A 26,136-nucleotide genomic window follows, 5' to 3' on the forward strand; every position below is an offset into this window, starting at 1 on the left:
GTCCCAAGCTCCTTTTATATTTATTACACTAGCGCTTTCATTACATCACGAACAGCTTCTGCTGAATAATCGAGCGCTGTTTTTTCTTCTTCCGTTAGTTCAAGTTCATAAATTTTCTCAATTCCATTACTACCAAGTAATGTTGGAACACCTAAATATAAATCTTCGTAACCATACTCACCTTCTAAATAAGCAATAGATGGTAAAATACGACGTTGGTCTTTGATAATCGCTTCTGCCATTTCAACCATAGCAGCGGCTGGTGCATAATAAGCTGACCCATCACCTAATAAATTCACAATCTCTGCTCCACCTGTACGTGTACGGTTGACGATTTCTGTCAGACGTTCTTTTGGAATTAATGTTTCAAGCGGAATCCCCCCAGCAAAAGAGTAACGCGTTAAAGGAACCATTGTATCTCCATGACCTCCTAATACGAAGCCAGATACATCTTTAACAGATACATTTAATTCTTCTGCTACAAATGCGCGGAAACGGGCTGTATCAAGTACACCCGATTGACCAATTACGCGATTTTTCGGGAAACCTGTTTCTTTAAAAATCGTATATGTCATCGCATCAACAGGATTTGTTAAAACAATAATGACAGCATTTGGTGCATGTTTTACAATTTCTTTCGCAACAGATTTCATAACACCTTGATTAATTTGAACTAAATCATCGCGACTCATTCCTGGCTTACGTGCCACACCTGCAGTAATTAAGACCACATCTGAACCTTCAATACGCGCGTAATCTGACGTCCCTGTTACACGTGCATCAAAATTCTGAACCGGTGATGCCTCGTACATATCAAGTGCCTTCCCTTTAGTTGGGTTTTCTACTTTCGGAAGATCGACAATCACAACATCTGCTAATTCTTTTTGGGCAATTAAAAATGCAGCCGTTGCTCCTGTATAGCCACTACCAATAACAGCAATCTTTTTACGTTTTAAAGACATGTGTAAAACACTCCTCATACTTTTCTTATTTTCGTTGGATGACGAATACCTTTATTATACTTCATTCCCTCTTTTTATACCCTTCAAAAACGGAAAACAATCGTTAATCCTTTTAGATATGTCACGATTTTGTAAATTGCATAAAAAAGACCCGTTAGAATCAAATGCTTCTAACGGGTTATAAAAGCCTTTAAAGATTAAAGGTTTTTGATTAGTTCATCAGCGAACTCTGAACATTTCACTTCTGTAGCACCGTCCATTAGACGAGCAAAGTCGTAAGTTACAACTTTAGAAGAGATTGTTTTTTCTACTGAGTTAGTAATTAAGTCAGCAGCTTCTTGCCATCCTAAGTGTTCAAGCATTAATACGCCTGAAAGTAATACTGAAGATGGGTTTACTTTATCTTGACCAGCATATTTCGGAGCAGTACCGTGAGTAGCTTCGAAGATCGCATGACCAGTTACATAGTTAATGTTAGCTCCTGGAGCGATACCGATACCACCAACTTGTGCAGCAAGTGCATCTGAAATGTAGTCACCGTTTAAGTTCATTGTTGCAACAACGTCGAACTCATTTGGACGAGTAAGGATTTGTTGTAAGAAGATATCAGCGATTGAATCTTTTACAATGATTTTGCCAGCAGCTTCTGCTTCAGCTTGCGCTTTATCAGCAGCTTCTTTACCTTCAGCTTCTACGATTGCATCGTATTGAGCCCAAGTAAATACTTGATCGCCGAATTCGTTAGCAGCTAAATCGTAACCCCATTGTTTGAATCCACCTTCAGTGAATTTCATGATGTTACCTTTGTGAACTAATGTTACAGAAGGTTTTTTGTGTTCGATTGCATAGTTGATTGCAGCACGAACTAAACGTTCTGTACCTTCTTTAGAAACTGGTTTAATACCTAAACCTGAAGTTTCTGGGAAACGAATTTTGTTAACGCCTAATTCATTTTGTAAGAAGTTTAATAGTTTCTTTTGCTCATCTGAACCAGCTTTGTACTCGATACCAGCGTAGATATCTTCTGTGTTTTCACGGAAGATTACCATGTCAACATCTTCTGGTTTTTTAACAGGTGAAGGAACACCGTCAAAGTGACGAACAGGACGTAAGCATACATATAAGTCAAGAGTTTGACGTAATGCTACGTTTAATGAACGGATACCGCCACCGATTGGTGTAGTAAGTGGACCTTTGATTGCGATTAAGTATTCGTTAATTTTGTCTAAAGTTTCTTGTGGTAACCATTCGCCTGTTTGGTTGAATGCTTTTTCACCAGCTAAAACTTCTAACCATTCGATTTTCTTTTCACCATTGTAAGCTTTGTTTACTGCAGCGTCGATAACGCGTGAAGCAGCGTGCCAGATATCAGGACCGATACCGTCACCGATGATGAATGGGATTGTTGGATTGTTTGGTACGTTTAAAACACCATTTTCTACTACGATTTTTTCAGACATGAATTGCGCCTCCTACTATATTCATAATCATAGGGCTAGTGCTATAACAGCCCCGCCCTATGACTTTTATATTATAACATAACAATCAAGAAGTCAGTATTATCTTTCTTCAATTGCTACGTATGTTTGCATTCCTGGTCCAACATACTCGGCACGTGGACGGATTAAACGGTTGTTAGCATATTGTTCTAAGATATGAGCTACCCAACCAGAAGTACGAGATACTGCAAATACTGGTGTGAATAGGTCATGTTCGATACCTAAAGAGTCGTAAACTGACACTGAGAAGAAGTCAACGTTAGCTGGAAGACCTTTTTGAGTTACAATCATGTCATGGATTTTAACTGACATATCATATAGTTCTGGTTTACCAGTTAATTTTGTTAATTTTTCAGACATTGCACGTAAGTGTGGTGCACGTGGGTCACCTTTACGGTATACGCGGTGTCCGAAGCCCATGATTTTTTCTTTGTTATCTAATTTAGTTTGAATATATGTTTCAACGTTATCAACTGAACCGATTTCGCTTAACATTTTCATAACTTGCTCATTTGCACCACCGTGTAATGGACCTTTAAGAGCGCCGATTGCAGCAGTAACACCAGAGTAAACATCAGATAATGTAGCAACACATACACGTGCAGTGAATGTAGATGCATTTAATTCGTGGTCAGCGTGTAAGATTAAAGCTTTATCGAACGCTTCGATTTCGATTGGAGCTGGCTCTTCACCTTTTAGCATGTATAAGAAGTTTGCAGCGTAACCAAGTTCTGGTTTTGGATCAATTGGTTCTTGACCGTTACGAACACGTGCAAAAGTTGTAACAACTGTAGCAATTTTCGCTTGTAGACGAATTGCTTTGCGGTAATTCGCTTCTGGTTCCATAACATCTGCTTCATCATCAAAAGTACCTAACATTGATACAGCTGTACGAAGAGCTGCCATTGGATGTACTGTTTTTAGAGGCATAGATTTGAATAATTCAACGATTGCTGAAGGAATTTCCATGTTATCAGCTAATTGTTGTTTTAGTTCAGCTAACTCGTCAGCTTTTGGAAGACGTGTATGCCATAATAAGAAAACTACCTCTTCAAATGTTGCATTGTTTGTTAAGTCATCGATGTTGTAACCTACATAAGTTAATGTGTCATCGATAATCGAACTAATCTTCGTTTCTGCAGCTACGATACCTTCTAAACCTTTAGTTGATGCCATAATATATCTCTCCTTTTTACATTTCTCTTTGTAACCATTCCCTAAAACAGGAAAGGCTACCCCAAAAATATCATATGAACCTATAAGTAAATCGCTTACATAAAACATTATAATCAATTTTGACGGCTTTGTGAATGAAAAGACATCATTTTATGCAAACACCACTTTTTATAGTATTTTACATACATTAAACAGAAAAATGATGAATTTCAAAGCAGCCAAAAAGGTTCATTTTATTCTAAATTTTACTATTTTTTACTATTTTATTCTAAATACTCGGCAAAAATCGCGTTTTTATGTAAATAAAAGGGAATTTAAAACTTATAGCTAAAATCAAGTTGCTACTTTACATCAAAAAAACTGCCACATAAATATCGTTTTTTTCAATTAAAAACGGAAATTAGAGGTCATATTACCCTACTAATTTCCGCTTTTTTACTCTTTATGCATCATGCGTGTATACTACTACGTTACTTGTTTGATATTTTTTCTTTAGCCAGCGAATCATCAGAGGTCTTAATGCATGACGAACTGGTTTTAAAATCAATAAGATGCCCAGTAAATCTGATAAGAACCCTGGCAAGATTAATAAAACACCTGCAACTAAAACGAAAATTCCATCAATAAGCGCAAAACCGGGTGGTTGCCCTTGTCGCATACTTTGTTGAAAAGATTGTTTTGCTTTTAGACCTTCTTTTTTGAGTAAATAAATACCCAAAGCACCCGTTAACAAGATACAAGCAATTGTCCACCATGCACCAATTAACTTACCTGATAGTAAAACGAATGCAATCTCGACAATCGGTACAAGTAATAGTATAAATAAAAATTTACGCATTATTTTTCCTCCTTCAATTGAAGGGCGACGCTATTTTAAAGAATGCTTGAATAGCCGTGATAAATCACACCTGAAGTGGCATCCATTGAAATTTCTTGATCTGATTTAATTAACTTTGTTGCGTCCTTCACTCCTACAATAACAGGAATACCAAGTGATAGTCCAACAACAGCCGCATGAGAAGTTAATCCACCTTCTTCGGTAATCAGTCCTGCACAATTTTCCACTGCTGGCATCATGTCACGATCTGAACCAATTGTGACAATAATACGTCCCGTCGTATCGACTGCATTTGCTTCTTCTGCATCTTTTACAACAATTGCTTGGCCATTCGCAACTGATTTACCGATTCCTTGACCTTTTGTTAAAATATCGCCAATTACATGTACTTTCATTAAGTTTGTTGTACCTGCTTGACCAACTGGTACACCTGCTGTAATGACAACTACATCGCCATACGAGACAAAATGATGTTTTAAACTTTCTTGAACTGCTAATTCTAAAATACCATCTGTATTACGTACTTTTTGTGCAACGATTGGCATAACACCCCAAACAAGAGCCAATTTACGCGCTGTAATCTCAGAAGAAGTTACTGCTACAACTGCTACACCTGGACGATATTTCGCAATTGTTTTCGCTGTATAACCACTCTCTGTTGGTGCTAAAATCGCAGATACCTGCAAATTAATTGACGTATATGCTACAGATTGTGCGATTGAATCGGTCATACTAATACCTTGTTCTTTACTTTGCGCGCGTACAATTGCTTTATGATCCAACGTATTTTCGATACGCTCTGCAATTTTCGCCATTGTTGCAACAGATTCTACAGGGTATAGACCTGCTGCTGTTTCACCTGAAAGCATGATTGCATCTGTACCATCTAAGATCGCGTTTGCTACATCAGATGCTTCAGCACGTGTTGGACGTGGGTTACGTTGCATCGAGTCTAGCATTTGTGTTGCTGTAATAACAGGTTTACCTAGTTTATTACATTTTTTAATTAAACTTTTTTGAACTACTGGTACTTCTTCAGCTGGGATTTCTACACCTAAGTCTCCACGCGCAACCATTAAACCATCTGAAACTTTTAAAATCTCGTCGATGTTATCTACGCCTTCTTGATTTTCAATCTTTGGAATGATTTGAATATGGCCAGCATCATTCGACTCAAGTAACGTACGAATTTCTAAAACATCTTTTGGACGACGAACGAATGAAGCTGCAATAAAATCAACTTTTTGTTCAATTCCGAATAAAATATCGCTTGCATCTTTCTCCGTAATACCTGGTAACTGTACAGATACGCCTGGTACGTTTACGCCTTTTTTATTTTTAAGTGTTCCTGCATTTTCAACGATTGTATGAATTAACCCTTTTTCTGAATCAATCGATGTTACACGTAATTCGATTAATCCATCGTCTAATAAAATAATCGAGCCTTCTGATACATCCTCAATTAATTTGTCATATGTGATTGAAAAGACTTCTTGGTTACCAAGTACTTCTGTCATTGAAATCGCAATTTTTTGACCTGTAACTAAATCAATTGCATCATTTTCCATTTGGTGTGTACGAATTTCAGGACCTTTTGTATCCAGTAAAATCGCGACGATCTTATTCATTTCTTCTGCTGCTTCGCGAATTGTTTTGATTCGTTCCGCGTGTTCTTCATGACTACCATGTGAAAAGTTTAAACGCGCAACATTCATACCTGATGCAATTAATTTTTTTAATGTTTCTTTTGATTCACTTGCTGGACCAATTGTACAAACAATTTTAGTTTTTCTCATTACACGACCACTCCAATTTTATTAAATCGATAGTTCTTTCGATAACTTGTACATCTCGTTATCAAATTCAGGACTTTCTTCAAACACTTCATCAAAATCATGTGCGATAATTTCGTGATTACGCATACCAACAGCTTTTCCGCCGTTATTTTGTAATAGTAACTCCACTGCTTTTGCACCCATCTGAGAAGCTAATACACGATCTCTAGCTGTTGGGGAACCGCCTCGTTGGATATGTCCAAGTACAGATACACGTGTTTCAATTCCCATTTCAAGCAATTTCACCTGTAAATCTTGTCCTGACATCACACCTTCTGCCACAATAATAATACTATGTTTTTTACCGCGATCTCGACCACGTTTCAGACGTTCCGCCATATCTTTTAAATCATGCGGCTCTTCTGGTATTAAGATTGTTTCTGCTCCACCTGCTAATCCTGCCCAAAGTGCTAAATCACCTGCATCTCGTCCCATCACTTCAATAATAAAAGAACGATCATGGGATGTGGCAGTATCACGAATTTTATCAATGGCTTCAATAACAGTGTTAAGCGCTGTATCAAAACCAATCGTATAGTCTGTTCCTGCAATATCATTATCAATTGTTCCTGGAACACCGACACATGGAATCCCTCGCTTTGTTAATGCCTTCGCACCACGATAAGAACCATCACCGCCAATGACAACTAAGCCATCAATTTCATGTGCACGTAATTGTTCAATGGCTTTTAATTGTCCCGCTTCTTCTTTGAATTCAAGACAACGTGCTGAATAAAGCATTGTTCCGCCACGTTGGATAATATCACCAACATCACCACGTTCTAACGGCTTTATATTTCCATCAATTAAGCCTTGATATCCATGAAAAATACCAGCAACTTCTAAACCATGATAAATCGCTTTACGTACGACTGCTCGAATTGCGGCATTCATACCAGGTGAATCGCCACCACTCGTTAAGACTCCGATTTTTTTCATGTCTTCCCCTCCTGCAAGTTTTTACACTTTACACAATAGCATAATGAATACAGATTAAGCAGCTATGTGTTGAAAGAATGAGGCTGTTACGATGAATATACTCTATTCTTCGAAACAGCCCTCCTCTTTATTTATACCCTATCATAACTGCTAAATCTTACTTTGGAAATATATTTTACAAATTTTTATTGTTCGAACGAGCCAATCACACGGAATTTATCATAGCGTTGGTTCACTAATTGTTCTTTCGAGAAGTCCTTAAAGTCTTGTAGCCCTTGACGAATTGATGCTGCGACAAATTCTGCCTGCTCCTCTGGGTTTTTATGTGCCCCACCTAAAACTTCAGGAATAATTTCATCGATTACAGCCATTTCTTTTAAGTTAGGAGCTGTAATTCGCATTGCTTCTGCCGCATCTTTTGCAAGTGAAGCATCCTTCCATAAAATCGATGCCGCACCTTCTGGTGAAATAACTGAGAATGTTGAGTTTTCAAGCATGTAAATGCGATTAGCTACACTAATACCAAGCGCACCACCACTACCGCCTTCTCCAATTACAACAGATAAAACAGGAACGGTTAAACCAGCCATCTCAACCAAGTTACGTGCAATTGCTTCACTTTGTCCACGTTCTTCAGCTGCTTTGCCAGGGTAAGCTCCCTTTGTATCAACAAAACAAATAATTGGTCGGTTGAATTTTTCTGCCTGTTTCATTAAGCGAAGCGCTTTACGGTAACCTTCTGGATGCGGCATACCAAAATTACGACGAATGTTTTCTTTTGTTGCCTTACCTCTTTGGTGTCCTATGACAGTTACAGCTTGTCCATCAATACTTGCAATCCCACCGATTAAAGCTTCATCATCTCCGTAATTTCGATCACCATGAAGTTCGATAAAATCATCAAAGATGGCGTGAATGTAATCTAAGCTTGTTGGACGCATAGTGTGACGCGCAATTTGAACACGATCCCAAGGTTCTAAGTTTGAATAAATCTCTTTTTGAAGTGTTTCAAATTTCGTTTCAAGATGCTTAATTTCTTCTGTAAAATCAATATCAGCGCTCTCCGTTACTGATTTTAACTCAGAAATTTTAGCTTGTAGTTCAATTAATGGTTTTTCAAATGGTAATGTTTGTTCCATGACTAGTTGTCTCCCTTCGTGTGTAAACGAACAATCGTACTTAATGTATCTTTCATCTCATGTCGAGGGACAATTTTATCTAATTGACCATGCTTTAATAAAAACTCTGCTGTTTGGAAATCATCCGGCAATTTTTCACGTACAGTCTGTTCAATAACACGACGACCTGCAAAGCCGATTAACGCTTGTGGTTCAGCTAAATTGATATCACCAACAGATGCAAAACTTGCTGATACGCCACCTGTCGTGGGGTGTGTCATAACCGATACATATAACTGACCTTCACGACTATGTTTTTCAAGTGCTACAGATGTTTTCGCCATTTGCATTAGCGACAATGCACCTTCTTGCATGCGTGCGCCACCACTTGCAGTAAAGATAATAAATGGTACTTTTAATTCCGTTGCTTTTTCAATCGCACGTGTAATTTTTTCACCGACTACTGACCCCATTGACCCCATTCGGAAGAACGAATCCATAACTGCTAACACGATCGTTTGACCATCAATCTGGCCGATACCTGTTAGCACTGCTTCATTCAAACCCGTCTTCGCTTGATCTACTTGTACTTTTTCAACGTATCCCGGGAAGCCAAGTGGGTTCGTTGTTTTTAAATTATCATCAATTGATTGGAATGTACCTTCGTCAATCACTAGATTCATTCGTTGTTGTGAATTGATTTTGTTATGATAATTACATTTTGGACAAACATATAAGTTCTTCTGTAATTCTTTTGTAACCATTACATGCTTACATTCTGAACATTGATGCATAACGCCTGCTTTAATATCATGTTGAACCTGTGCTTTTTTTACTTTATTCGGTTTTGTTTTTGAAAATATATTTTTTATACTCATTCCATATTCTCCCCTTCAGTTAACAAATCAATCCATACCTCATAGGCCTGAACCGCCTGAGCAGGATTCCCTGCAATTAATTCACTTATAAATGTCGCTAGTACTTCTCGTTCCGCTGGAGTCGATTGTCCTCGATACAGTGACTTACCGAATTGATTTAAAATCATCCAAATTTTAAATACTAATCGATTATGTGATGATACCATCAATTCTCGAACTAAAATTTCTCGTTCAATTTGACCTTCAATAATTAACATATGTAGTAAACTTTCCCACACAGGTAATTTACAAAGCTTTTCGTCTGTTGCAACTTCAACAATCGCATCGCGCTCTAAAATTTGTTGTGTGTGATGAACATTTACTAAATCTTTTTCTTCTTGTAAAACAAATGTAGATAATACTTCTACTAATTTATGATTTCTAAAATCGGATAGGAACGTGCCACCACCATGTTTGGTTTCAATTAAGCCTAGCAGCTCCATACTTCGTAAAGCCTCACGTACAGAAGATCGCCCAACACCTAGTCTTTCTGCCAATACACGTTCTGAAGGCAGTTTATCACCTGGTCCAATTTCTTCAATTCGAATAATTTCTCGAAGTTCTTTCACTATTTGAATAAATCTTTTTGGCGCGGACTTCTCTACATTCATCGCTTCAACTCCCCATCTTCACAAAAGTGGTCTGACCACTTTTTATAGCATACAAAAGTTTTTTTAGTTAGTAAAGTAAAATCATGTAATTCTAGACTTTTTACTCATTCATTTTTTGAATCATTTTCCATTAAATTTGATTACTTCTTTTCGTTAAAAAGAAAAAGCAAATGGCTATGCTTTGTTATAAAACACAACCACTTACTTTTTATAAAGACTTCACATCTTGTACTTTTTGTGCAATTAACTGTACTTGTTGCTGCCGCGACTCTACTTTTCCCTCAATATATAAAATAGAATCTTCCTCTAATAAGGACTTGATTTGTTCAAATACCTTTGGAAAAACTGTAACGGATAGTGTTGCTGTTTCATCCTCTACTGTTAAGAAAGCCATTTGCTCGCCGTTTTTCGTACGAATTACTTTTATGTTTTGAATCGCTGCTATGACTTGAATCGCTGCACCTATTTTAATAGAAGAAACTCGATGTATTGGAACTACTGGTTGCCCCATTTTCGCTTTCAACTGCTCAACTGGATGCTTCGAAATATAGAAGCCAAGAACTTCTTTTTCACCTTGTAATTTTTCTTTTTCAATCATAGGTTCTGCTTCAGCATGCTTCGGTACACCGTAAATTCGTGTGTCATACAACACAGTCGTTTCTTCATCAGGTGCATACAATTTAGCGAGATTTTCAGCACGACTAACAGTAGCTAGAAGTGTTTGACGATCTTGTTCAAAATCGTCTAAAGCACCTGCTTTGATTAAAGCTTCAATTGTTTTTTCTTTAAAATGTTGTGCTGATATACTTAATGCCATATCAAAAATGCTTTTCCAATCTTTTTTCACTTGTTGCATTTGCTGTAACTTTTTCAAAAAAGTTTGAGGCACGCCACGGATTGCTCCTAATGCTAATCGGATACTGCCGTTTTCAACACGGTAACTCTTTCCGCTTTTTTGAATTGAGGGGCGAAGTAATGGGATACCTTTTGCACGTACTTCTTGCAAGATTTTCAACTGCCTTTCTCGATCTCCCATAACACTTGTTAAGAGAGCCGCATAGAAATACGGTGCAAAATTGGCCTTTAAATAAGCCATTTGATACGTAATTAAACTATAGGCAACTGCATGACTTTTAGGAAAACCATAATTCGCAAAACGAACAATTAAATCATATACCTCATTTGCTACATTTTCATCGTACCCATTCTGTAGAGCACCCCTTACAAAAGGTTGACGTTCTTGATCTAATATACTTTTTTCTTTTTTACTAACTGCTCGTCTTAATACATCTGCCTCACCTAATGTAAAACCTGCAAAAACAGCAGCAATTCGCATAATTTGCTCTTGATAGACGATGACACCATACGTTTCATTGAGAATCGGCGCAAGTATCGGATGAGGTAAAACGACCTGTTCTTGCCCATGCTTCCTTCTACTGTAAACAGGAATAAAATCCATTGGACCTGGACGATACAACGCATTCACTGCTACTAAATCTAAAAAGCTAGTTGGATATACTTCTTTTAAAGCTTGTCGCATACCAGCAGACTCCAATTGGAATACCCCTGTTGTATCACCTTGTTGTAGTAATTGATATGTTCTCACATCATCTAAAGGAATTTTTTCAAAATCTAGCACACGTCGTTCACCTACATAAATAAGATATCGAATATGGTCGAGTATGGATAAATTACGCAATCCTAAAAAGTCCATTTTCAATAAGCCGACTGTTTCAACTTCTTTCATCGGCCATTGCGTCATATAGATGTCGTCGCTACCTCTTTCAATCGGGACAACTTCTGGTAAAGAGATTGGTGATAAAATAACACCAGCTGCATGAGTCGAAGCGTTACGTGGTAAGCCTTCTAAACGCTTCGCAATTTGTAGCCACTTCGATTTATGCTCATCTGTACCAATCCATTGTTCAAACGCTGCCTCGGCATCTCGTAACATTGTTCCTGACTTTGAAGGTATGAGCGCAGAAATTTGAGCCATTTCCTCTGTTGTAAAACCTAGAACACGTGCGACATCACGTGCTACTGCTTTTGCTGATAATGTACCAAATGTAATGATTTGTGCTGTATGCGAGGCTCCGTACTTTTTTGCTACATACTCAATCACTTCTTGTCTTTTAGCATCTGCAAAATCGACATCAATATCAGGTAATGTAATACGTGCCGGATTTAAAAACCGCTCAAAGAGAAGATCATATTGTATAGGGTCGACATTCGTAATACGTAAACAATAAGCAACGAGTGAACTCGCAGACGAACCACGACCTGGCCCTGTTAAAATACGTTTTGAACGCGCAAAAGCGATATAGTCTGCTACGATTAAGAAGTAATCTGCATAACCCATATCATTGATGACACGTAGTTCATATTGCAAACGTTCTTCGTATAGTTGTTGCCCTGCAAAACCACGCTCTTGCAAACCTTTTTGACACTGTTCAGCAAGTAAATTCTCTGCCGTTTTTCCTGCTTCTAATGGTTGAAATTTCGGCATATAATACTGTTCATACGTTAATTCAACTTTACACTGATTTAACACTTCTGCTGTTGTAGTTAACCATTCAGGCACATCTTGAAACCACTCTTTTAATTGCAACATTGTTGGTAAATAGTGTGCACGTTCGATTGAATTAAGCGGCTCTCTGTCCTCTACACGCACACCTTGCTGAATCGCTTTCGCTACTGTATAGGCCTCCACGTCTTCTTCGTTTAAAAAATGGACGCGCTGGGTTGCCATCACTTTTAGTTGTTCAAATTGTGCAACATCACGCCACAGCGATTCTTGTTCGTGGATGATTCCATTCGCTCGCTCAATCCCTAAATAGAAATATTCTAATTGTTCATGTAACTGTTGAACCATTTGTATGACTTCATCACAATGATGTGTCATTGCAACAGGTAACATGACAATTAGCCCCTTTTGATAACCAAGTAACCATTTTAACGGTAAATCTTCTTGCTCTCTTAACGAGATTGCAGAAGAAATTTTGATTAGATGTTGGTAACCTTGTTGATTCGTTGCATATAAAACAAGTGGTATCGTGAGATTTTCTTGGCACACAAGATCTACTGTCAGTCCTAAGACTGGTTGTATATGTGCTTTTTTCATAACTTGATTGAAATGAAGTAAGCCATATAACTTACGGTCTGTAATGGCAACTGTTGCATGCTCATACGATTGTAAAGCAGCTGATAATTCTTCGATTTTCACAATACTATCCAGCATACTTGCAGACGTTATGATTTGCGGGAAATGAGCATCCATTCATTTCTTCTCCTTTCTATTGCGCACAAACCTCGTCTAATTGTGCGATTAAATCATCTGCCTCTGACCAATCATAAATTGTAGCCCCCGAAGCAAATGGGTGACCGCCGCCTCTAAATTGTTTAGCAATCGTATTAATAATTAAACCTTTCGAACGTAAACGAACACGAATTTGATCTGGCTCTTCAACAAAAATAGCCCATGCACGAATTCCTTTTACATTTCCTAAAGAACTGACAAGCGCACTTGTTTCGAGCGCTGTGACTCCATATTCTTCTAGTAATTCTTTTGGCAACTTAATATAAGCTGCACCATTTTCGTTCATATGGAAATTTTGATAAATGTAACCTTGTAATTGTAGCAATTCTCTACTCAATTCATACATACCATCAAATAGCGTAGAGCGATCAAAGTCATGCTTTACTAATTTACTTGCTGTTTTAAATGTTTTTTCTGTTGCACTTGGGAATTTAAAACGTCCTGTATCGCCTACAATTCCAGCAAATAAATAACGTGCTGCCTGTGCAGGAAGCCCCCAAGCACGATGTTCTTCCCCATATTCATATAGCTCATAAATCAATTCTGAACAAGAACTCGCAGATGTGTCTACCCATGTAATGTCACCATAAGCATCATCATTTGGATGATGGTCTATTTTAATTAATATCTCACCCCTTGTATAACGTTGATCATCAATACGTTCTTGGTTCGCTGTATCTGTGACAATCACTAGAGCGCCATTATATGCTTCATCTTCCGCATGTACGGGTTCACCTAAATATGTAAGTGACGGATCATGTGTACCAGGTGTGTATACTGTTTTTTCGGGATAATTTGATTGAATGAGTGTAGCTAGCCCCATTTGCGAACCATAGGCATCTTCATCTGGACGTACATGACGATGAATGATAATCGTTTGATACTTTTCAATACATTCAATAATTTGTTTTTTCATCTAAATCGCTCCCTTAAATTAAATTAACGAAAATACTGCTTTCTATTTTAACAGTTTTTGTATAGCGTGTATTTATTTCTGAGTTATTTTATCTGAAATCGTGAATAAAAAAAGTATTGGGCAATAAAATCACCCAATACTTCTTTATCGTTCTAATACTTGGAATGTCACAAGTGCCTTACATACTAATATTTCATCACTATAAACTTCAAAATCAATTTTCGCAAATTTACGACTCATATCTAAAATTTTCGGTAACACTTGAATGGTTTTTTCCATTTGCACAGGCTTCATGAAATAGATGGTCATATTTTCAACCACACTGTCGCCTCGCTTTGTTTTTTTCAAAGCGGCTGCTCCTGCTTCTACTAATAATGTTGTGAAAGCTCCATATGAAATCGCACCAAACTGATTCGTCATTTGCGGTGTTACCGTAAATTCAACCGTTGAATCGTCTTCGTCTTTTTCAAGCTTCATCTCATTTTTCACAAGGTCATCAATCGTTTCGCCATGCTGTGGTTGACGCTGAGCCATTTGCATCGCCTTTAATACATCCTGACGACTTACAACGCCCTGTAACACACCGTGTTCATCTGTAACAGGTAATAAATCGATTCCTTCCCAAATCATACGGTGTCCAGCTGTTGCTACACTCGTCTTCATTGTAACTGTAATTGGATTACGTGTCATCAAACGATCAATCGAGTCTGATTCTTGCTTACCAATTACGTCTTTTGATGTCACAATACCAACTGTTTTCTTCTGTTTATCAACAACTGGATAGCCACCATGTGTTGTACGAGAATTTAATTCATTAAAGTCACGTACTGTGTCAGTTGATTTTAAATATGAAGTGTCTTCAATTGGTATAACAATATCTTCAATTAATAGAATCTCTTTTTTAATTAACTGATCATAAATAGCGCGATTAATCATCGTTGCAACTGTAAAGGTATCGTAACTTGAAGAAATAATAGGTAAATCAAGTTCATCCGCTAAGCGACGCGCTTCTTCATCCGCATCGAAACCACCTGTAATTAATACAGCAGCTCCTGCTTTTAAAGCATTCAAATGCGTATTCGAACGGTTACCAACAATTAATAAACTGCCTGCATCCGTATAACGCATCATGTCATCTAACTTCATTGCACCAATAACAAATTTCGTCAATGTTTTATGCAATCCACTTTTACCACCTAGTACTTGTCCATCCACAATGTTAACAATTTCAGCAAAAGTTAAACGTTCAATATTCTCTTTTTTCTTCTTCTCAATACGAATCGTCCCTACACGCTCAATCGTACTGACTAAGCGACGTGTCTCTGCTTCTTTAATCGCGCGATAAGCTGTTCCTTCACTTACTGCCATATCTTTTGCAATTTGACGTACAGAGATTTTATCACCTACAGGTAAAGTCTCGATGTATTGAATTATCTTTTCATGTTTAGTAGCCAAAGAATCACCTATTTTCCAACTTCATTCTACCCCTAGTGTACCATATTTCCTGTTTTGTCGTGCTGCTTTTTAAAACAAAAGTACAGTATATTTGCTACAAATTTAGCGTTTTCAGTGGATTTCTCATAAAACTAGCGTTCGATTACATCTCCTGCGGACATAATTAATACTTCTGTTCCCTCAACTAATTTTGCAAAATGGGTTGGGTCTTGCTCAATTACAGGAAATGTATTGTAATGAATCGGTACAGCTAATTTTGGTTTTAAAAACGCTACTGCCGTTGCAGCATCTCTTGGTCCCATTGTAAAGTTGTCACCAATTGGTACAAACGCAACGTCAATCGGATGTCGTTCACCAATTAATTTCATATCACTAAACAGCGCTGTATCACCTGCGTGATAGATTGTTTTGCCCTCTGCTATAAATAAGATACCACCTGGCATTCCTGTATAAATAATTTGTTTGTCCTTTGTTACATAGGAAGACCCATGGAATGCCTGTGTATATTTAACTGTTCCAAAATCAAATGTATAAGCGCCACCAATATGCATATTATGAACGCGTACACCTTGCCAAGATAGGTAATCTGCTAATTCATTTGGAGCAACTACAAGTGCATCGTGTTTTTTTGCCAATTCAACTGTATCACCAACATGATCATTGTGACCATGTGTTAGTAAGATTACATCTGGTGATTCTGATTCCACTTTTAAATCCGTTTGACTATTTCCATTAATGAATGGGTCAATTAAAATGACCTTGTCATTCGTTTTGATTTTTACAACTGAATGTCCATGAAATGATATTTGCATTGAAAAATCCTCCTTAAAATATGGATTACATTACACACAAATGCTGTTTTTTGATACACTTGTAAAGCGGTACACTTGTTTTAGATTAACGTGACTTCATGTGAAATGTACGTATCTCATTTGTAACATATTCTGTTACAAAATGGAAACCTAAGATAACTAGTACATACATTTTTTCTTACGTTTGTTCTATACCCAAGTCAGACGAAATTCAATTATAGAGATTTGAGAGGAGACGACATTATGTCATCTAAAATCGAAAAAATTCAACATCATTTACAAGCAGCAAACATTGATGCTGCATTCATCACAACTCCTGAAAATGTTTTTTATCTATCAGGATTTTTAAGTGATCCACATGAGCGCTTACTAGGCATTCTTATTTTTAAAGATGCTGCACCATTTATGATTTGTCCAAAAATGGAGGTTACTGATGCGAAGGCAGCTGGCTGGACATACGATGTAGTAGGTCACGACGATCAGGAAGATGCTTTTGAAGTACTTGCAAATAAAGCAGCTCAATCTGTTAGCGCCATTCAAACATTAGCAATTGAAAAATCACATTTAACAGTAGAACGTTTAGATACTTTACAACGCTTCTATCCGAACAGTTCAGTTGTTGGAATTGATCAATTATTAACAGATTTACGTATTGTTAAATCTGCTGATGAAGTGGAAAAAATTCGTGAAGCAGCAAAACTTGCTGACTATGCGATTCAAGTAGGTTGCGATGAATTAGCTGAAGGTAAAACAGAACTTGAAGTACTATCAGCAATCGAAGCTGCAATCCTTCAAAAGGGTTACTATATGTCATTCGATACAATGGTATTAACAGGATTAAATGCTGCTTCTCCACATGGCACACCAGGTAACACAAAAATTAAAAAAGGTGACCTAGTACTGTTTGATTTAGGTGTTGTTTATGAAGGTTACTGTTCTGATATTACACGTACAGTTGCATTCGGTGAACCAAATACAGCGCAAAAAGCAGTATATGATGCTGTACTAAGCGCAAATAAAGCCGCAATTGATTTAGTTAAACCAGGTGTTCGTACAATGGACTTAGACCGTGCAGCGCGTCAAAAAATTGAAGATGCTGGTTTTGGTGAATATTTCACACACCGTCTAGGACATGGCCTTGGAATTGGTTTACACGAAACTCCTTCTATCCATGGTTCAAATGAATTGCCTTTAGTGGAAGGTATGGTTTTCACGATTGAACCAGGTGTTTATAAAGGTGACACAGCTGGCGTACGTATCGAAGATGATGTTGTTGTGACAAAAGATGGTGTTGAAATTCTAACATCATTCCCTAAAGAGCTACACATTGTTGAACCAAAATAAGTGTTAAAAAACAAAAGAGAAATTCCGCTGCCAATTGGCTTTGGAATTTCTCTTTTTTTATACAATGGATTGACCTACATCAATCTCTATTTATACGTTATCTACTCACAAACAAACTAACCCCTAATTCCCTTTGTATGAATCATTTTGGATTATGCTTTTGCTTGTAATAAAGCGTCAGCTGGAACGTATTCGTAACCAAGCGCTTCTGCAACTGCATCGAACGTTACATGACCATCTAATACGTTTAAGCCTTTACGTAATGCTTCATTATCTAAGCATGCTTTTACATAACCTTTATTCGCAATTTGTACTGCGTAAGGTACTGTATTATTTGTTAAAGCCATTGTTGCTGTACGTGGTACTGCACCTGGCATATTTGCTACTGCATAGTGAACCACACCATGCTTCACATAGGTTGGCTCATCATGTGTTGTAATACGATCTGATGTTTCGAAAATACCACCTTGGTCGATTGCGATATCAACAACAACTGAACCTGGTGACATCGATTTAATCATCTCTTCTGTTACTAATTTTGGCGCTTTAGCACCTGGAATTAATACAGCACCGATTACTAAATCAGATTGCTTTACAGACTCTGCAATGTTATATGGGTTTGAAATAAGTGTATGAACATCTGTACCGAATTGATCATCTAATTCACGTAAACGTTCTGGGCTTAAATCGATAATTGTTACATCTGCACCCATACCTACAGCGATTTTCGCAGCATTTGCGCCAGCCATACCGCCGCCGATTACTGTTACTTTACCGCGTGACACCCCTGGTACGCCGCCTAGTAAAATACCTTTACCGCCTTCTTGTTTTTCTAAATACTGTGCACCAATTTGTGTTGCCATACGACCTGCAACTTCACTCATTGGTGTTAATAGTGGTAGTGAACGGTTTGGTAATTGTACCGTTTCGTAAGCAATTGCTGTCACTTTTTTATCGATTAATGCTTTTGTTAGAGCTGGTTCTGGTGCTAAGTGTAAATAAGTGAATAAGATCAAGCCTTCTGTAAAGAAGCCATATTCTGATTCGATTGGTTCTTTAACTTTCATGACCATATCAACATTCCAAGCGCCTGCTTGGTCTACGATCACTGCCCCTGCTTCAATATATTCTTCATCTGTAAATCCTGAACCAATACCAGCGCCCTTTTCTACGACAACATCGTGACCTGATACCTTAAAGTTCACAACGCCTGCTGGTGTAATTGCTACACGATTTTCATTGTTTTTGATTTCCTTTGGAATACCAATTTTCATGCCCATCCTCCTAAAGATAAAAGTATATATGAAGTTAAACTTATCTCTTCAAACAAATCTATCTTAACAGATTTTTACGACTTTTTGCAAAATAATTTTCAAGTTTTTTTCTTTTTTCCAAATAATTGCGTTTACAAAAAGGTTATAAACTCTTTTTTTATGTAAAAATAACAAAATATGCTATTTTATTATATTAAATTTTTTGATTTTTCTAATTAATTTTTTGATGAAAAATTCACAATTTGTTCCAATTCCATTTAAAAAAGAGGGATTTGTGAATTGATATAGAATGTTATAATATGCTTATAAAAGCAAAGAGGAGGAATTTTATTATGACAACTTATAACAACATTATTGTAGCAGTAGATGGTTCTGCAGAAGCAGAATACGCATTCAACAAAGCAGTAGAGGTAGCACAACGTAACGATGCGGTTTTACACCTAGTAAACATCATCGATACACGTTCTTTCGCAGCAATCGAAGCGTATGATCGCTCAATCGCTGAACGCGCTCAAAGCTTTGCTGAAGAAAAATTAAACGAATATAAAACAATTGCTGAACAACATGGCGTAAAAGAAGTGAAAACATTAATCGAATACGGTTCACCAAAAACAATGATTACAAAAGACGTTGCTGAAAAAACAGTAGCTGATTTAATCGTATGTGGTGCGACTGGTCTAAATGCTGTAGAGCGCTTCCTAATCGGTAGTGTATCTGAAAGCATCGTACGCTCTGCAAAATGTGACGTATTAGTTGTACGTACACCAGCAGCTGAATAATCACCAATTAAAAAAGAGAAATCGCGATTCAATGCGATTTCTCTTTTTCTATTACTTTTCTTGTTCTTGTTCTTTAGTGAGCTTTTCACACAGGTAACCAACAATATGACCTCTTGGTGTTTTTTCTTCTAAGTCACCATTCTCAACTAATTCATCGAGGGATTGCCAAATGGTTGCCCATAATTCTGTGTTTTCATATTGCTTATATTGTGGATTCAATTTATTTCTTCTCTTCTTTCTTCCAATTTTGTACGCGTGCGAAGAAAGTTTCGAGCGCTTGAATATTGTCTAGTCTTGGAACTTTCGCGAGTAGCACATCTTTAACTGCTTGTTCGCCTTCTTTTTTCTTCTGTAAAATGAATAAACTTTTTCCCATCTCTTTTTGTTTAAAAAGATTTTCAGGTAACTGAACAACCGCTTGAATCCACGCATGTTTTTGCACATAACTATAAAGTAAAGGTGCCTGTTCTGATTCAAATAAGTTATTCGGTACTAAGAAGAATAAGTAGCCACCGTCTTTCGTATGGTTCATCGATTGCTCAATTAATAAATGGTGTGCATACGTCATACCGTCTTCTTTATGAATTTCAAAGTTCTCTGCATATTCTGTATCTGGATAATATCCAACAGGTAGATCGCAAATTACCCCATCAACAGGATCGATTAAAAGGTGTTGTAACGCATCTTGACGATATAAAGCAACCGGTTGCTCCTGTAAATCAGCTGAAACTGCAGCGAGTTGAATTAATAGTTCATCAATCTCTACACCAATTCCTTCAATTTTACCGTCTAAATGATTCATTACAGTCATCATTAGGTTCCCTGTACCAATTGTTGGATCAAGTAATGTAACCTTCTCTTGCTCTTTTAATTGCTTTTCAAAGAACTGCTCGACAAAATAGCCTACTAAAAAACCAAGAGAATCAGGTGTCATTTGATGATTTGGCTGTACGTTTTTACGCATGCCTTTTAATAAAGCGAGTTGAATTGCCTTTCTCACTTGCTCTTTTGATACTTCTTTTAGAATAGATGATTCAGGTTCTTCCACTAATTGCGTTAAAGTAGATAGAAGACCGTCTAAATACGTAACATCAAATTCTTTGCTTACTTTTTTAGATTGTTCATCTAAATAAGTGAAAATATTTTCTATTTTTTCCATTTGATACTCCTAAACACGAAAGGGACTATCCTTTACAGGACAGGCCCTAACGTTCATGTTTTTAATTAAAGTGTTTTTAAAGCTTCTAAAGCACGATCGTAATCTGGGTGGTTTGTGCCTTCTGGAACATATTCTGTGTAAGTGACTTCACCAGCTTCATTAATTACGAAGATTGAACGAGCTAATAAGCGAAGTTCTTTCATTAATACGCCATAAGCTTCACCAAATGATGCATCGCGGTGATCTGATAATGTAATAACATTTTCAATACCGTTTGCGCCACACCAACGTTTTTGTGCGAATGGTAAGTCCATAGAAATCGTCAGTACCACAACATCATCACCGAATGATGCCGCTTCTTCATTGAAACGACGTGTTTGTGCATCACAAACGCCTGTGTCTAAAGAAGGTACAACTGAAATTAACACTTTTTTACCAGCGAAATCTTTCCATGTTTTTTCACCTAAACCGTTATCTACAACTTTAAAATCAGGTGCTTTTGAACCTACAGTTACTTCTTCGCCTACTAGTGTTACTGGATTATTAATAAATGTTACATTTGCCATTCTCAAAACGCCTCCTCAAAATTTCTACTTCCAATTCTACTAAAATTACACTTTACTACGCAACTATGAAGCCTTCATTCTTTATACTTCGACTGTTTGCGATACTACTTGTTCTTTTTTACTATATGCTCTTTCATGGATAACATGTGTATCTGCAATGAAATCATGGACAGCTTTATGCTTGGGTGTGAATGGAATGATTAAATATAAAATTTTCACTGTCATCGAAATAAAGCGCCCTACACCTTCACGAAATAGCACAGTAGACCATGAAAGAGGTTCCCCATCATCTCGTACGACTTTTAAACCAAAAATCATCTTACCTAATGTCTGACTTAAAAATTTTGTCATCAAGATGAAGTAAATGTAAAACATCACGCCTGATAAAACAGCTGAAATCGAGATATATAAAATCAATTCATTTTCCCAAATCGACTTGGGAATAATGTTTTGTAACAGCAGACCAACTAGGACAGTGTTTACTAATAATACATCAATTAAAAAAGCGAAAAAGCGAACCCAAAATCCCGCTGATTTATGTTCAAAAATAGCGGATTCTTGCATTTCGATTTGCGTTGCAAATTGTGTCATGCGAAAACCTCCTATTCTTCACCATACATATACATGAGACGTGGGCCATTTTGTGCATTTGATAAAATGTGTTGAACCATTTGTGCATCAACTGAGCCACCACCTAATAACGACTGCACTTTTGTTGCAAATAAGCTTGTGATGGAATCGCTTGTACTGTATTCATATACTTTTGAACCTGTTAAACCTTTTTCTTTCTTCATTGCAGCAATCGCATCCTCTGTATAACCGAATTCATCTGCTAATCCTACTTTTACAGCTTGTGAACCATTATATACGCGACCATCTGCTAATTTTTTAACTTTTTCCATCGGCATATTACGACCATCTGCTACAACTTTTAAGAAACGTTGGTATGAGTCATCAACCATTGATTGTAAGATTTTACGGTCGCCTTCTGTCATCTCACGAGAACCACTCATAATATCTTTATACGGGCCTGTTTTAATCGTTTCGAATTTCACACCGTATTTATCAGCTAATTTACTGTAATTGATTGACTGCATGATAACGCCGATTGAACCTGTTAATGTCTCTTCATCGATAAAGATTTTATCTGTTGGTGCTGAGATATAGTAACCACCTGAAGCAGCCATTGATCCCATTGATGTATAGATTGGAATATTACGCGTCTTTTGAATATCTTTGATTTTCTCGTAAATCTGTTTTGATTCGACAACGCCACCACCTGGTGAATTCACATATAATACAACACCTTTTACAGTTTTATCTTTTTTCACATCATCTAACTGTTTTAAAAACTGTTTATGATTATATCCTTTTGATCCTGTAAACGCTGAAGATTCACCAGTATCTTGAATTGCTCCATCTACTTTTAAAACTGCAATTTGTGATGTTTCTTTTCCTTCTTGTACTGTTGTACGTTCAAGTGAAGATTCTTCACCCATTATTTGCACCATAGCATCAGAAAATTTTACTTTACTAAAATTAATCAAGCCACTAATTACCGTAGAACCAACCAGTAAAAAGGCTGCTATTCCAAGTGCAATCCACCTTTTTGCATTCATAAACTCATCTCCTCTGACTGTTTATACGCATTATTATTCCAAATGTTTCATTTTCAGGCTAAATTTTTTGATTTTTTCGCCTCTACAATTGTAGCATACGAGAAAACAATAATGGCAAGCCAGATACAGCCAAATGCAATGAAATCATGAAGCCCAAATTTTTCATGGTAAATAAATGTACCAATTAACAATGTCATAGTTGGCGCAATATATTGGAAGAATCCAACTAAGTAAAGTGGAATATTTTGTGCACCTACTGCAAATAAGATTAGTGGAATTGCTGTGATGACACCTGTACCAATTAATAGGAATGTTGTTACCCAATCTAAGTGGAACATTGCCGATTCACCTTTAGCAATTAAGTAAATGTAATATCCAAGTGCAAGTGGTAAAATGAACAACGTTTCAATTACTAAACCGCGTGTAGCATCTAATTTGATTTGTTTCTTTAATAACCCATAAATACCAAATGAAAAAGCAAGGCCAAGTGCTACAAATGGGAACTTTCCATTTGAAATAATGAGAACTGCTACACCGACAAATGCAATGATGCACGCTAAAACTTGCGCCTTTGATAAACGCTCTTTCAAGAAAATAACACCTAGTAATACAGAAACTAATGGATTAATATAATAACCCATACTTGTCTCTACAATATGATTATGATTCACTGCCCAAATAAATATGTACCAGTTTGCTGATATTAAATAGGAAGCTGCAACTAATGACCAAAATGATTTTTGATGTTGCCAAAGCGTTTGAACATCTTGCAATAAATCTTTTCCTTGTCGAATGGCTACGACAAAGATGAGCGTTAAAATAAATGACCAGACAATGCGACTCGTAATAATTTCGTTACTACTCACCATGTCTAGTTGTTTCCAATAAATTGGTACAAGTCCCCACATAATATACGCAAACGTTGCGGACAAAATACCTTTTTTTGTCGAATCCATTCTCGTTTCATCTCTTTTCTTCTTTCTAGTGTTTCTATAGTATAGTAATATTTGTTTGCATATGTAAATAATTTTTTCTTCGCCTCGCGAAATTTTCAAATAGGAATAAGCCCGCATACATCTACTACTGCATACGGGCTTATTTGTTCTATTTCATTACACTGTTTTTTTCATTTCACGTTCGCGTAATTCCACACGGCGAATTTTACCTGATGCTGTTTTTGGTAATTCATCAACGAATTCAATTGCACGTGGATATTTATAAGGAGCTGTTGCTTCTTTTGCAAAGCTTTGCAGCTCTTTAATAAATCCTTCTTCGTTCGCGCGTTCTTTGTTTTGTAAGATGATATACGCTTTAACAATCGCTCCACGAATTTCATCTGGACTTCCAACTACTGCACACTCTTGTACATCAGGGTGCTTCACAAGTGCATCCTCTACTTCGAATGGTCCAATTGTATAGCCTGAACTGATGATAATATCATCGCTGCGACCTTCAAACCAGAAGTAACCGTCTTCGTCTACTTTGGCTTGGTCACCTGTAATGTAGTAATCACCTCGGAATTGCCCTTGTGTACGCTCAGGATCGCGATAATATTCTTTGAATAGTGCAGGTGTTGTTTTATGAATGGCGATATCTCCTACTGTATTTGGCGCACATGGTTCACCGTTCTCATCAACCACAACTACCATGTTTCCTGGTGTTGGTTTACCCATCGAACCTAATTTTGCTTCCATGCCTTTCATTGTACCGATTAGTAATGTATTTTCAGTTTGACCATAACCATCACGTACTTGTAAATCAAATATCTGTTGAAATTTATTAATCACTTCTACATTTAGTGGTTCACCTGCAGAAACTGCACTGTGTAAGCTGCTTAAATCAAAGTCAGCTAAATTTTCAACTTTCGCCATGACACGATACTCCGTCGGGGTACAGCATAGAACATTAATTTTATGTTCTTGAATAAGTGACAGATAGGTTTGAGCATCAAAACGACCATTATAAACAAAGCCTGTTGCACCGCTACCTAATACAGATAGGAGTGGACTCCAAATCCATTTTTGCCACCCTGGACTTGCTGTTGCCCAAACTAAATCACCTTTTTGAATTCCTAACCAGTGAGAAGCTGCTGTACGTAAATGCGCGTAAGCCCATGCATGTGTGTGAACAGCTGCTTTTGGATTACCCGTCGTGCCACTTGTATAAGATAGGAACGCTGTATCCGTACTTTGCGTATCGCACATTTCAAATGATGTAGAAGCTCCCTTCACTTCTTCTAGCAATGGAACCCAAGGTGTATGTGCATGACCAATTACAAATTGTTTGACACCTTCTAAATTACGTACTTGATCGAATTGATCAATGTATGGTTCGTATGACACAATTGCTTTTGCTGAACTGTGTTCAATACGGTATTCAATATCTTTTGTACGTAGCATTTCAGAACTCGGAATCACAACAATTCCGGATTTAATCGCCGCAATATACGTAACATATGCTTCAATTAAACGCGGAACCATGACAATCATAACGTCTCCTTTTTTTAGTCCATGTGCTTGAAACACATTGGCCATTTGATTCGCTTGTTGAATGAGAGCATCGTATGTGATTTCTTTGTGTTGTCCTTCTACGTCTTCATATTTGACCGCTATGGCACCTTCACCTGTTGCGAACTGTTCAAACTCTGATACCAAGTTATAATGTTCTGGTGCTAATAAATCCTCTCTTTTCATAACGAACTCCCCCTAAATTTAAGATTTCTGCTTAATTATTATAACTAAGCACTCCCAATCACACAACCTATTACTATAACTTATTATTATTACTAGGTCTTAATATTAAAAGAAAAACTTTTTAATTACCTAATAATTCCCAAAATTATAACATATTAAAAAAGTAAAATACTATTATAAACTATAGAGAAAAGTGTGTTTTTCAACAAAATTATTCAAAAAACGAGCATTAAACACTCAAATTAGTTATTTTATGTAACTTTAGATTCTTGAATTCTGATGTATTCATTAATAAATAAACGATTGAA

23 protein-coding genes are annotated in these 26,136 nt (G+C 37.0%); 2 read left to right on the top strand and 21 right to left on the bottom strand.

Features of this window, described 5'->3' with window-relative positions; all coding sequences use genetic code 11:
• Nucleotides 1–23: 23 nt before the first annotated feature.
• The 13 genes from mdh to KGI01_RS04850 form a co-directional block, all read right to left on the bottom strand.
• A complete protein-coding gene (gene mdh, locus KGI01_RS04790) occupies nucleotides 24–962 on the bottom strand; it encodes a malate dehydrogenase (protein ID WP_087680401.1) in 939 nt (312 codons plus the stop codon).
• 197 nt (nucleotides 963–1,159) lie between these two features.
• Nucleotides 1,160–2,422 (bottom strand): NADP-dependent isocitrate dehydrogenase, encoded by a 1,263-nt coding sequence (gene icd / locus KGI01_RS04795; protein ID WP_068451948.1) that lies wholly within the window; start codon nucleotides 2,420–2,422, stop codon nucleotides 1,160–1,162.
• A 99-nt stretch (nucleotides 2,423–2,521) separates the two neighbouring features.
• Complete coding sequence (citZ, locus tag KGI01_RS04800) at nucleotides 2,522–3,637, bottom strand: citrate synthase (RefSeq protein WP_141273736.1); 1,116 nt, start codon at nucleotides 3,635–3,637, stop codon at nucleotides 2,522–2,524.
• A 442-nt stretch (nucleotides 3,638–4,079) separates the two neighbouring features.
• The gene (locus tag KGI01_RS04805) at nucleotides 4,080–4,475 is read right to left on the bottom strand and encodes an FxsA family protein (protein WP_141273737.1); all 396 of its coding nucleotides are present in this window, start codon (nucleotides 4,473–4,475) and stop codon (nucleotides 4,080–4,082) included.
• A 35-nt stretch (nucleotides 4,476–4,510) separates the two neighbouring features.
• Nucleotides 4,511–6,271, bottom strand: coding sequence for a pyruvate kinase (gene pyk / locus KGI01_RS04810; protein WP_141273738.1), 1,761 nt, complete (start codon nucleotides 6,269–6,271; stop codon nucleotides 4,511–4,513).
• Nucleotides 6,272–6,292: 21 nt separating this feature from the next.
• Nucleotides 6,293–7,249 carry a 6-phosphofructokinase gene (gene pfkA / locus KGI01_RS04815; protein ID WP_141273739.1) on the bottom strand — a complete coding sequence of 319 codons (957 nt, stop codon included), beginning with the start codon at nucleotides 7,247–7,249 and terminating at the stop codon, nucleotides 6,293–6,295.
• A gap of 185 nt (nucleotides 7,250–7,434) precedes the next feature.
• Nucleotides 7,435–8,388, bottom strand: coding sequence for an acetyl-CoA carboxylase carboxyl transferase subunit alpha (gene accA / locus KGI01_RS04820; RefSeq protein ID WP_141273740.1), 954 nt, complete (start codon nucleotides 8,386–8,388; stop codon nucleotides 7,435–7,437).
• 2 nt (nucleotides 8,389–8,390) lie between these two features.
• Complete coding sequence (gene accD, locus KGI01_RS04825) at nucleotides 8,391–9,245, bottom strand: acetyl-CoA carboxylase, carboxyltransferase subunit beta (RefSeq protein ID WP_141273741.1); 855 nt, start codon at nucleotides 9,243–9,245, stop codon at nucleotides 8,391–8,393.
• On the bottom strand, nucleotides 9,242–9,895 hold the full coding sequence (locus KGI01_RS04830) for a FadR/GntR family transcriptional regulator (protein WP_141273742.1): 654 nt from the start codon (nucleotides 9,893–9,895) through the stop codon (nucleotides 9,242–9,244). Before KGI01_RS04830 ends, accD begins: the two co-directional genes overlap by 4 nt.
• Nucleotides 9,896–10,103: 208 nt before the next feature.
• On the bottom strand, nucleotides 10,104–13,172 hold the full coding sequence (dnaE, locus tag KGI01_RS04835) for a DNA polymerase III subunit alpha (RefSeq protein ID WP_141273743.1): 3,069 nt from the start codon (nucleotides 13,170–13,172) through the stop codon (nucleotides 10,104–10,106).
• Between the two features lie 16 nt (nucleotides 13,173–13,188).
• Nucleotides 13,189–14,127, bottom strand: a complete 939-nt coding sequence (locus KGI01_RS04840) for a DHH family phosphoesterase (protein WP_141273744.1) — start codon at nucleotides 14,125–14,127, stop codon at nucleotides 13,189–13,191.
• 144 nt (nucleotides 14,128–14,271) lie between these two features.
• Nucleotides 14,272–15,582 (bottom strand): DRTGG domain-containing protein, encoded by a 1,311-nt coding sequence (locus tag KGI01_RS04845; RefSeq protein ID WP_141273745.1) that lies wholly within the window; start codon nucleotides 15,580–15,582, stop codon nucleotides 14,272–14,274.
• A 131-nt stretch (nucleotides 15,583–15,713) separates the two neighbouring features.
• Nucleotides 15,714–16,394, bottom strand: a complete 681-nt coding sequence (locus KGI01_RS04850) for a metal-dependent hydrolase (RefSeq protein WP_141273746.1) — start codon at nucleotides 16,392–16,394, stop codon at nucleotides 15,714–15,716.
• Between the two features lie 243 nt (nucleotides 16,395–16,637).
• On the opposite strand from KGI01_RS04850, the gene KGI01_RS04855 reads away from it, so the two are divergent.
• The gene (locus KGI01_RS04855) at nucleotides 16,638–17,738 is read left to right on the top strand and encodes a M24 family metallopeptidase (protein WP_141273747.1); all 1,101 of its coding nucleotides are present in this window, start codon (nucleotides 16,638–16,640) and stop codon (nucleotides 17,736–17,738) included.
• A 152-nt stretch (nucleotides 17,739–17,890) separates the two neighbouring features.
• On the opposite strand, the gene ald is transcribed toward KGI01_RS04855, so the two are convergent.
• The gene (ald, locus tag KGI01_RS04860) at nucleotides 17,891–19,012 is read right to left on the bottom strand and encodes an alanine dehydrogenase (protein WP_141273748.1); all 1,122 of its coding nucleotides are present in this window, start codon (nucleotides 19,010–19,012) and stop codon (nucleotides 17,891–17,893) included.
• 332 nt (nucleotides 19,013–19,344) lie between these two features.
• On the opposite strand from ald, the gene KGI01_RS04865 reads away from it, so the two are divergent.
• Entirely contained in the window at nucleotides 19,345–19,791 is a 447-nt protein-coding gene (locus tag KGI01_RS04865) for a universal stress protein (RefSeq protein ID WP_141273749.1), read from the top strand.
• Nucleotides 19,792–19,842: 51 nt separating this feature from the next.
• Here KGI01_RS04865 and KGI01_RS13805 read toward each other — a convergent pair whose 3' ends face one another.
• The 7 genes from KGI01_RS13805 to mbcS form a co-directional block, all read right to left on the bottom strand.
• A complete protein-coding gene (locus KGI01_RS13805; RefSeq protein ID WP_165442694.1) occupies nucleotides 19,843–20,010 on the bottom strand; it encodes a hypothetical protein in 168 nt (55 codons plus the stop codon).
• A gap of 1 nt (nucleotide 20,011) precedes the next feature.
• Nucleotides 20,012–20,950: a class I SAM-dependent methyltransferase gene (locus KGI01_RS04870; RefSeq protein ID WP_068451902.1), complete on the bottom strand. Its 939-nt coding sequence runs from the start codon at nucleotides 20,948–20,950 to the stop codon at nucleotides 20,012–20,014.
• A 65-nt stretch (nucleotides 20,951–21,015) separates the two neighbouring features.
• The gene (gene tpx, locus KGI01_RS04875) at nucleotides 21,016–21,516 is read right to left on the bottom strand and encodes a thiol peroxidase (RefSeq protein WP_141273750.1); all 501 of its coding nucleotides are present in this window, start codon (nucleotides 21,514–21,516) and stop codon (nucleotides 21,016–21,018) included.
• An 81-nt stretch (nucleotides 21,517–21,597) separates the two neighbouring features.
• The gene (locus tag KGI01_RS04880; RefSeq protein WP_082701376.1) at nucleotides 21,598–22,107 is read right to left on the bottom strand and encodes an RDD family protein; all 510 of its coding nucleotides are present in this window, start codon (nucleotides 22,105–22,107) and stop codon (nucleotides 21,598–21,600) included.
• Nucleotides 22,108–22,118: 11 nt separating this feature from the next.
• Nucleotides 22,119–23,135, bottom strand: coding sequence for a signal peptide peptidase SppA (gene sppA, locus KGI01_RS04885; protein ID WP_141273751.1), 1,017 nt, complete (start codon nucleotides 23,133–23,135; stop codon nucleotides 22,119–22,121).
• Between the two features lie 53 nt (nucleotides 23,136–23,188).
• Entirely contained in the window at nucleotides 23,189–24,091 is a 903-nt protein-coding gene (gene rarD, locus KGI01_RS04890) for an EamA family transporter RarD (RefSeq protein WP_141273752.1), read from the bottom strand.
• 156 nt (nucleotides 24,092–24,247) lie between these two features.
• On the bottom strand, nucleotides 24,248–25,828 hold the full coding sequence (mbcS, locus tag KGI01_RS04895; RefSeq protein WP_141273753.1) for an acyl-CoA synthetase MbcS: 1,581 nt from the start codon (nucleotides 25,826–25,828) through the stop codon (nucleotides 24,248–24,250).
• Nucleotides 25,829–26,136 lie beyond the last annotated feature (308 nt).

Source organism: Kurthia gibsonii (genome assembly GCF_006539985.1).
Classification (GTDB): domain Bacteria; phylum Bacillota; class Bacilli; order Bacillales_A; family Planococcaceae; genus Kurthia; species Kurthia gibsonii.

Excerpts from the sequence above, each read along its gene's own strand:
- dnaE (WP_141273743.1), bottom strand. The coding sequence starts at position 13,172 with ATGGATGCTCATTTCCCGCAAATCATAACGTCTGCAAGTATGCTGGAT.
- accD (WP_141273741.1), bottom strand. The coding sequence starts at position 9,245 with ATGAGTATAAAAAATATATTTTCAAAAACAAAACCGAATAAAGTAAAA.
- mbcS (WP_141273753.1), bottom strand. The coding sequence starts at position 25,828 with ATGAAAAGAGAGGATTTATTAGCACCAGAACATTATAACTTGGTATCA.
- KGI01_RS04870 (WP_068451902.1), bottom strand. The coding sequence starts at position 20,950 with ATGGAAAAAATAGAAAATATTTTCACTTATTTAGATGAACAATCTAAA.
- KGI01_RS04805 (WP_141273737.1), bottom strand. The coding sequence starts at position 4,475 with ATGCGTAAATTTTTATTTATACTATTACTTGTACCGATTGTCGAGATT.
- pfkA (WP_141273739.1), bottom strand. The coding sequence starts at position 7,249 with ATGAAAAAAATCGGAGTCTTAACGAGTGGTGGCGATTCACCTGGTATG.
- sppA (WP_141273751.1), bottom strand. The coding sequence starts at position 23,135 with ATGAATGCAAAAAGGTGGATTGCACTTGGAATAGCAGCCTTTTTACTG.
- KGI01_RS04880 (WP_082701376.1), bottom strand. The coding sequence starts at position 22,107 with ATGACACAATTTGCAACGCAAATCGAAATGCAAGAATCCGCTATTTTT.
- mdh (WP_087680401.1), bottom strand. The coding sequence starts at position 962 with ATGTCTTTAAAACGTAAAAAGATTGCTGTTATTGGTAGTGGCTATACA.
- citZ (WP_141273736.1), bottom strand. The coding sequence starts at position 3,637 with ATGGCATCAACTAAAGGTTTAGAAGGTATCGTAGCTGCAGAAACGAAG.
- pyk (WP_141273738.1), bottom strand. The coding sequence starts at position 6,271 with ATGAGAAAAACTAAAATTGTTTGTACAATTGGTCCAGCAAGTGAATCA.
- tpx (WP_141273750.1), bottom strand. The coding sequence starts at position 21,516 with ATGGCAAATGTAACATTTATTAATAATCCAGTAACACTAGTAGGCGAA.
- icd (WP_068451948.1), bottom strand. The coding sequence starts at position 2,422 with ATGTCTGAAAAAATCGTAGTAGAAAATGGTGTTTTAAACGTACCAAAC.
- KGI01_RS04830 (WP_141273742.1), bottom strand. The coding sequence starts at position 9,895 with ATGAATGTAGAGAAGTCCGCGCCAAAAAGATTTATTCAAATAGTGAAA.
- KGI01_RS04855 (WP_141273747.1), top strand. The coding sequence starts at position 16,638 with ATGTCATCTAAAATCGAAAAAATTCAACATCATTTACAAGCAGCAAAC.
- accA (WP_141273740.1), bottom strand. The coding sequence starts at position 8,388 with ATGGAACAAACATTACCATTTGAAAAACCATTAATTGAACTACAAGCT.
- ald (WP_141273748.1), bottom strand. The coding sequence starts at position 19,012 with ATGAAAATTGGTATTCCAAAGGAAATCAAAAACAATGAAAATCGTGTA.
- KGI01_RS04865 (WP_141273749.1), top strand. The coding sequence starts at position 19,345 with ATGACAACTTATAACAACATTATTGTAGCAGTAGATGGTTCTGCAGAA.
- KGI01_RS04850 (WP_141273746.1), bottom strand. The coding sequence starts at position 16,394 with ATGCAAATATCATTTCATGGACATTCAGTTGTAAAAATCAAAACGAAT.
- rarD (WP_141273752.1), bottom strand. The coding sequence starts at position 24,091 with ATGGATTCGACAAAAAAAGGTATTTTGTCCGCAACGTTTGCGTATATT.
- KGI01_RS04840 (WP_141273744.1), bottom strand. The coding sequence starts at position 14,127 with ATGAAAAAACAAATTATTGAATGTATTGAAAAGTATCAAACGATTATC.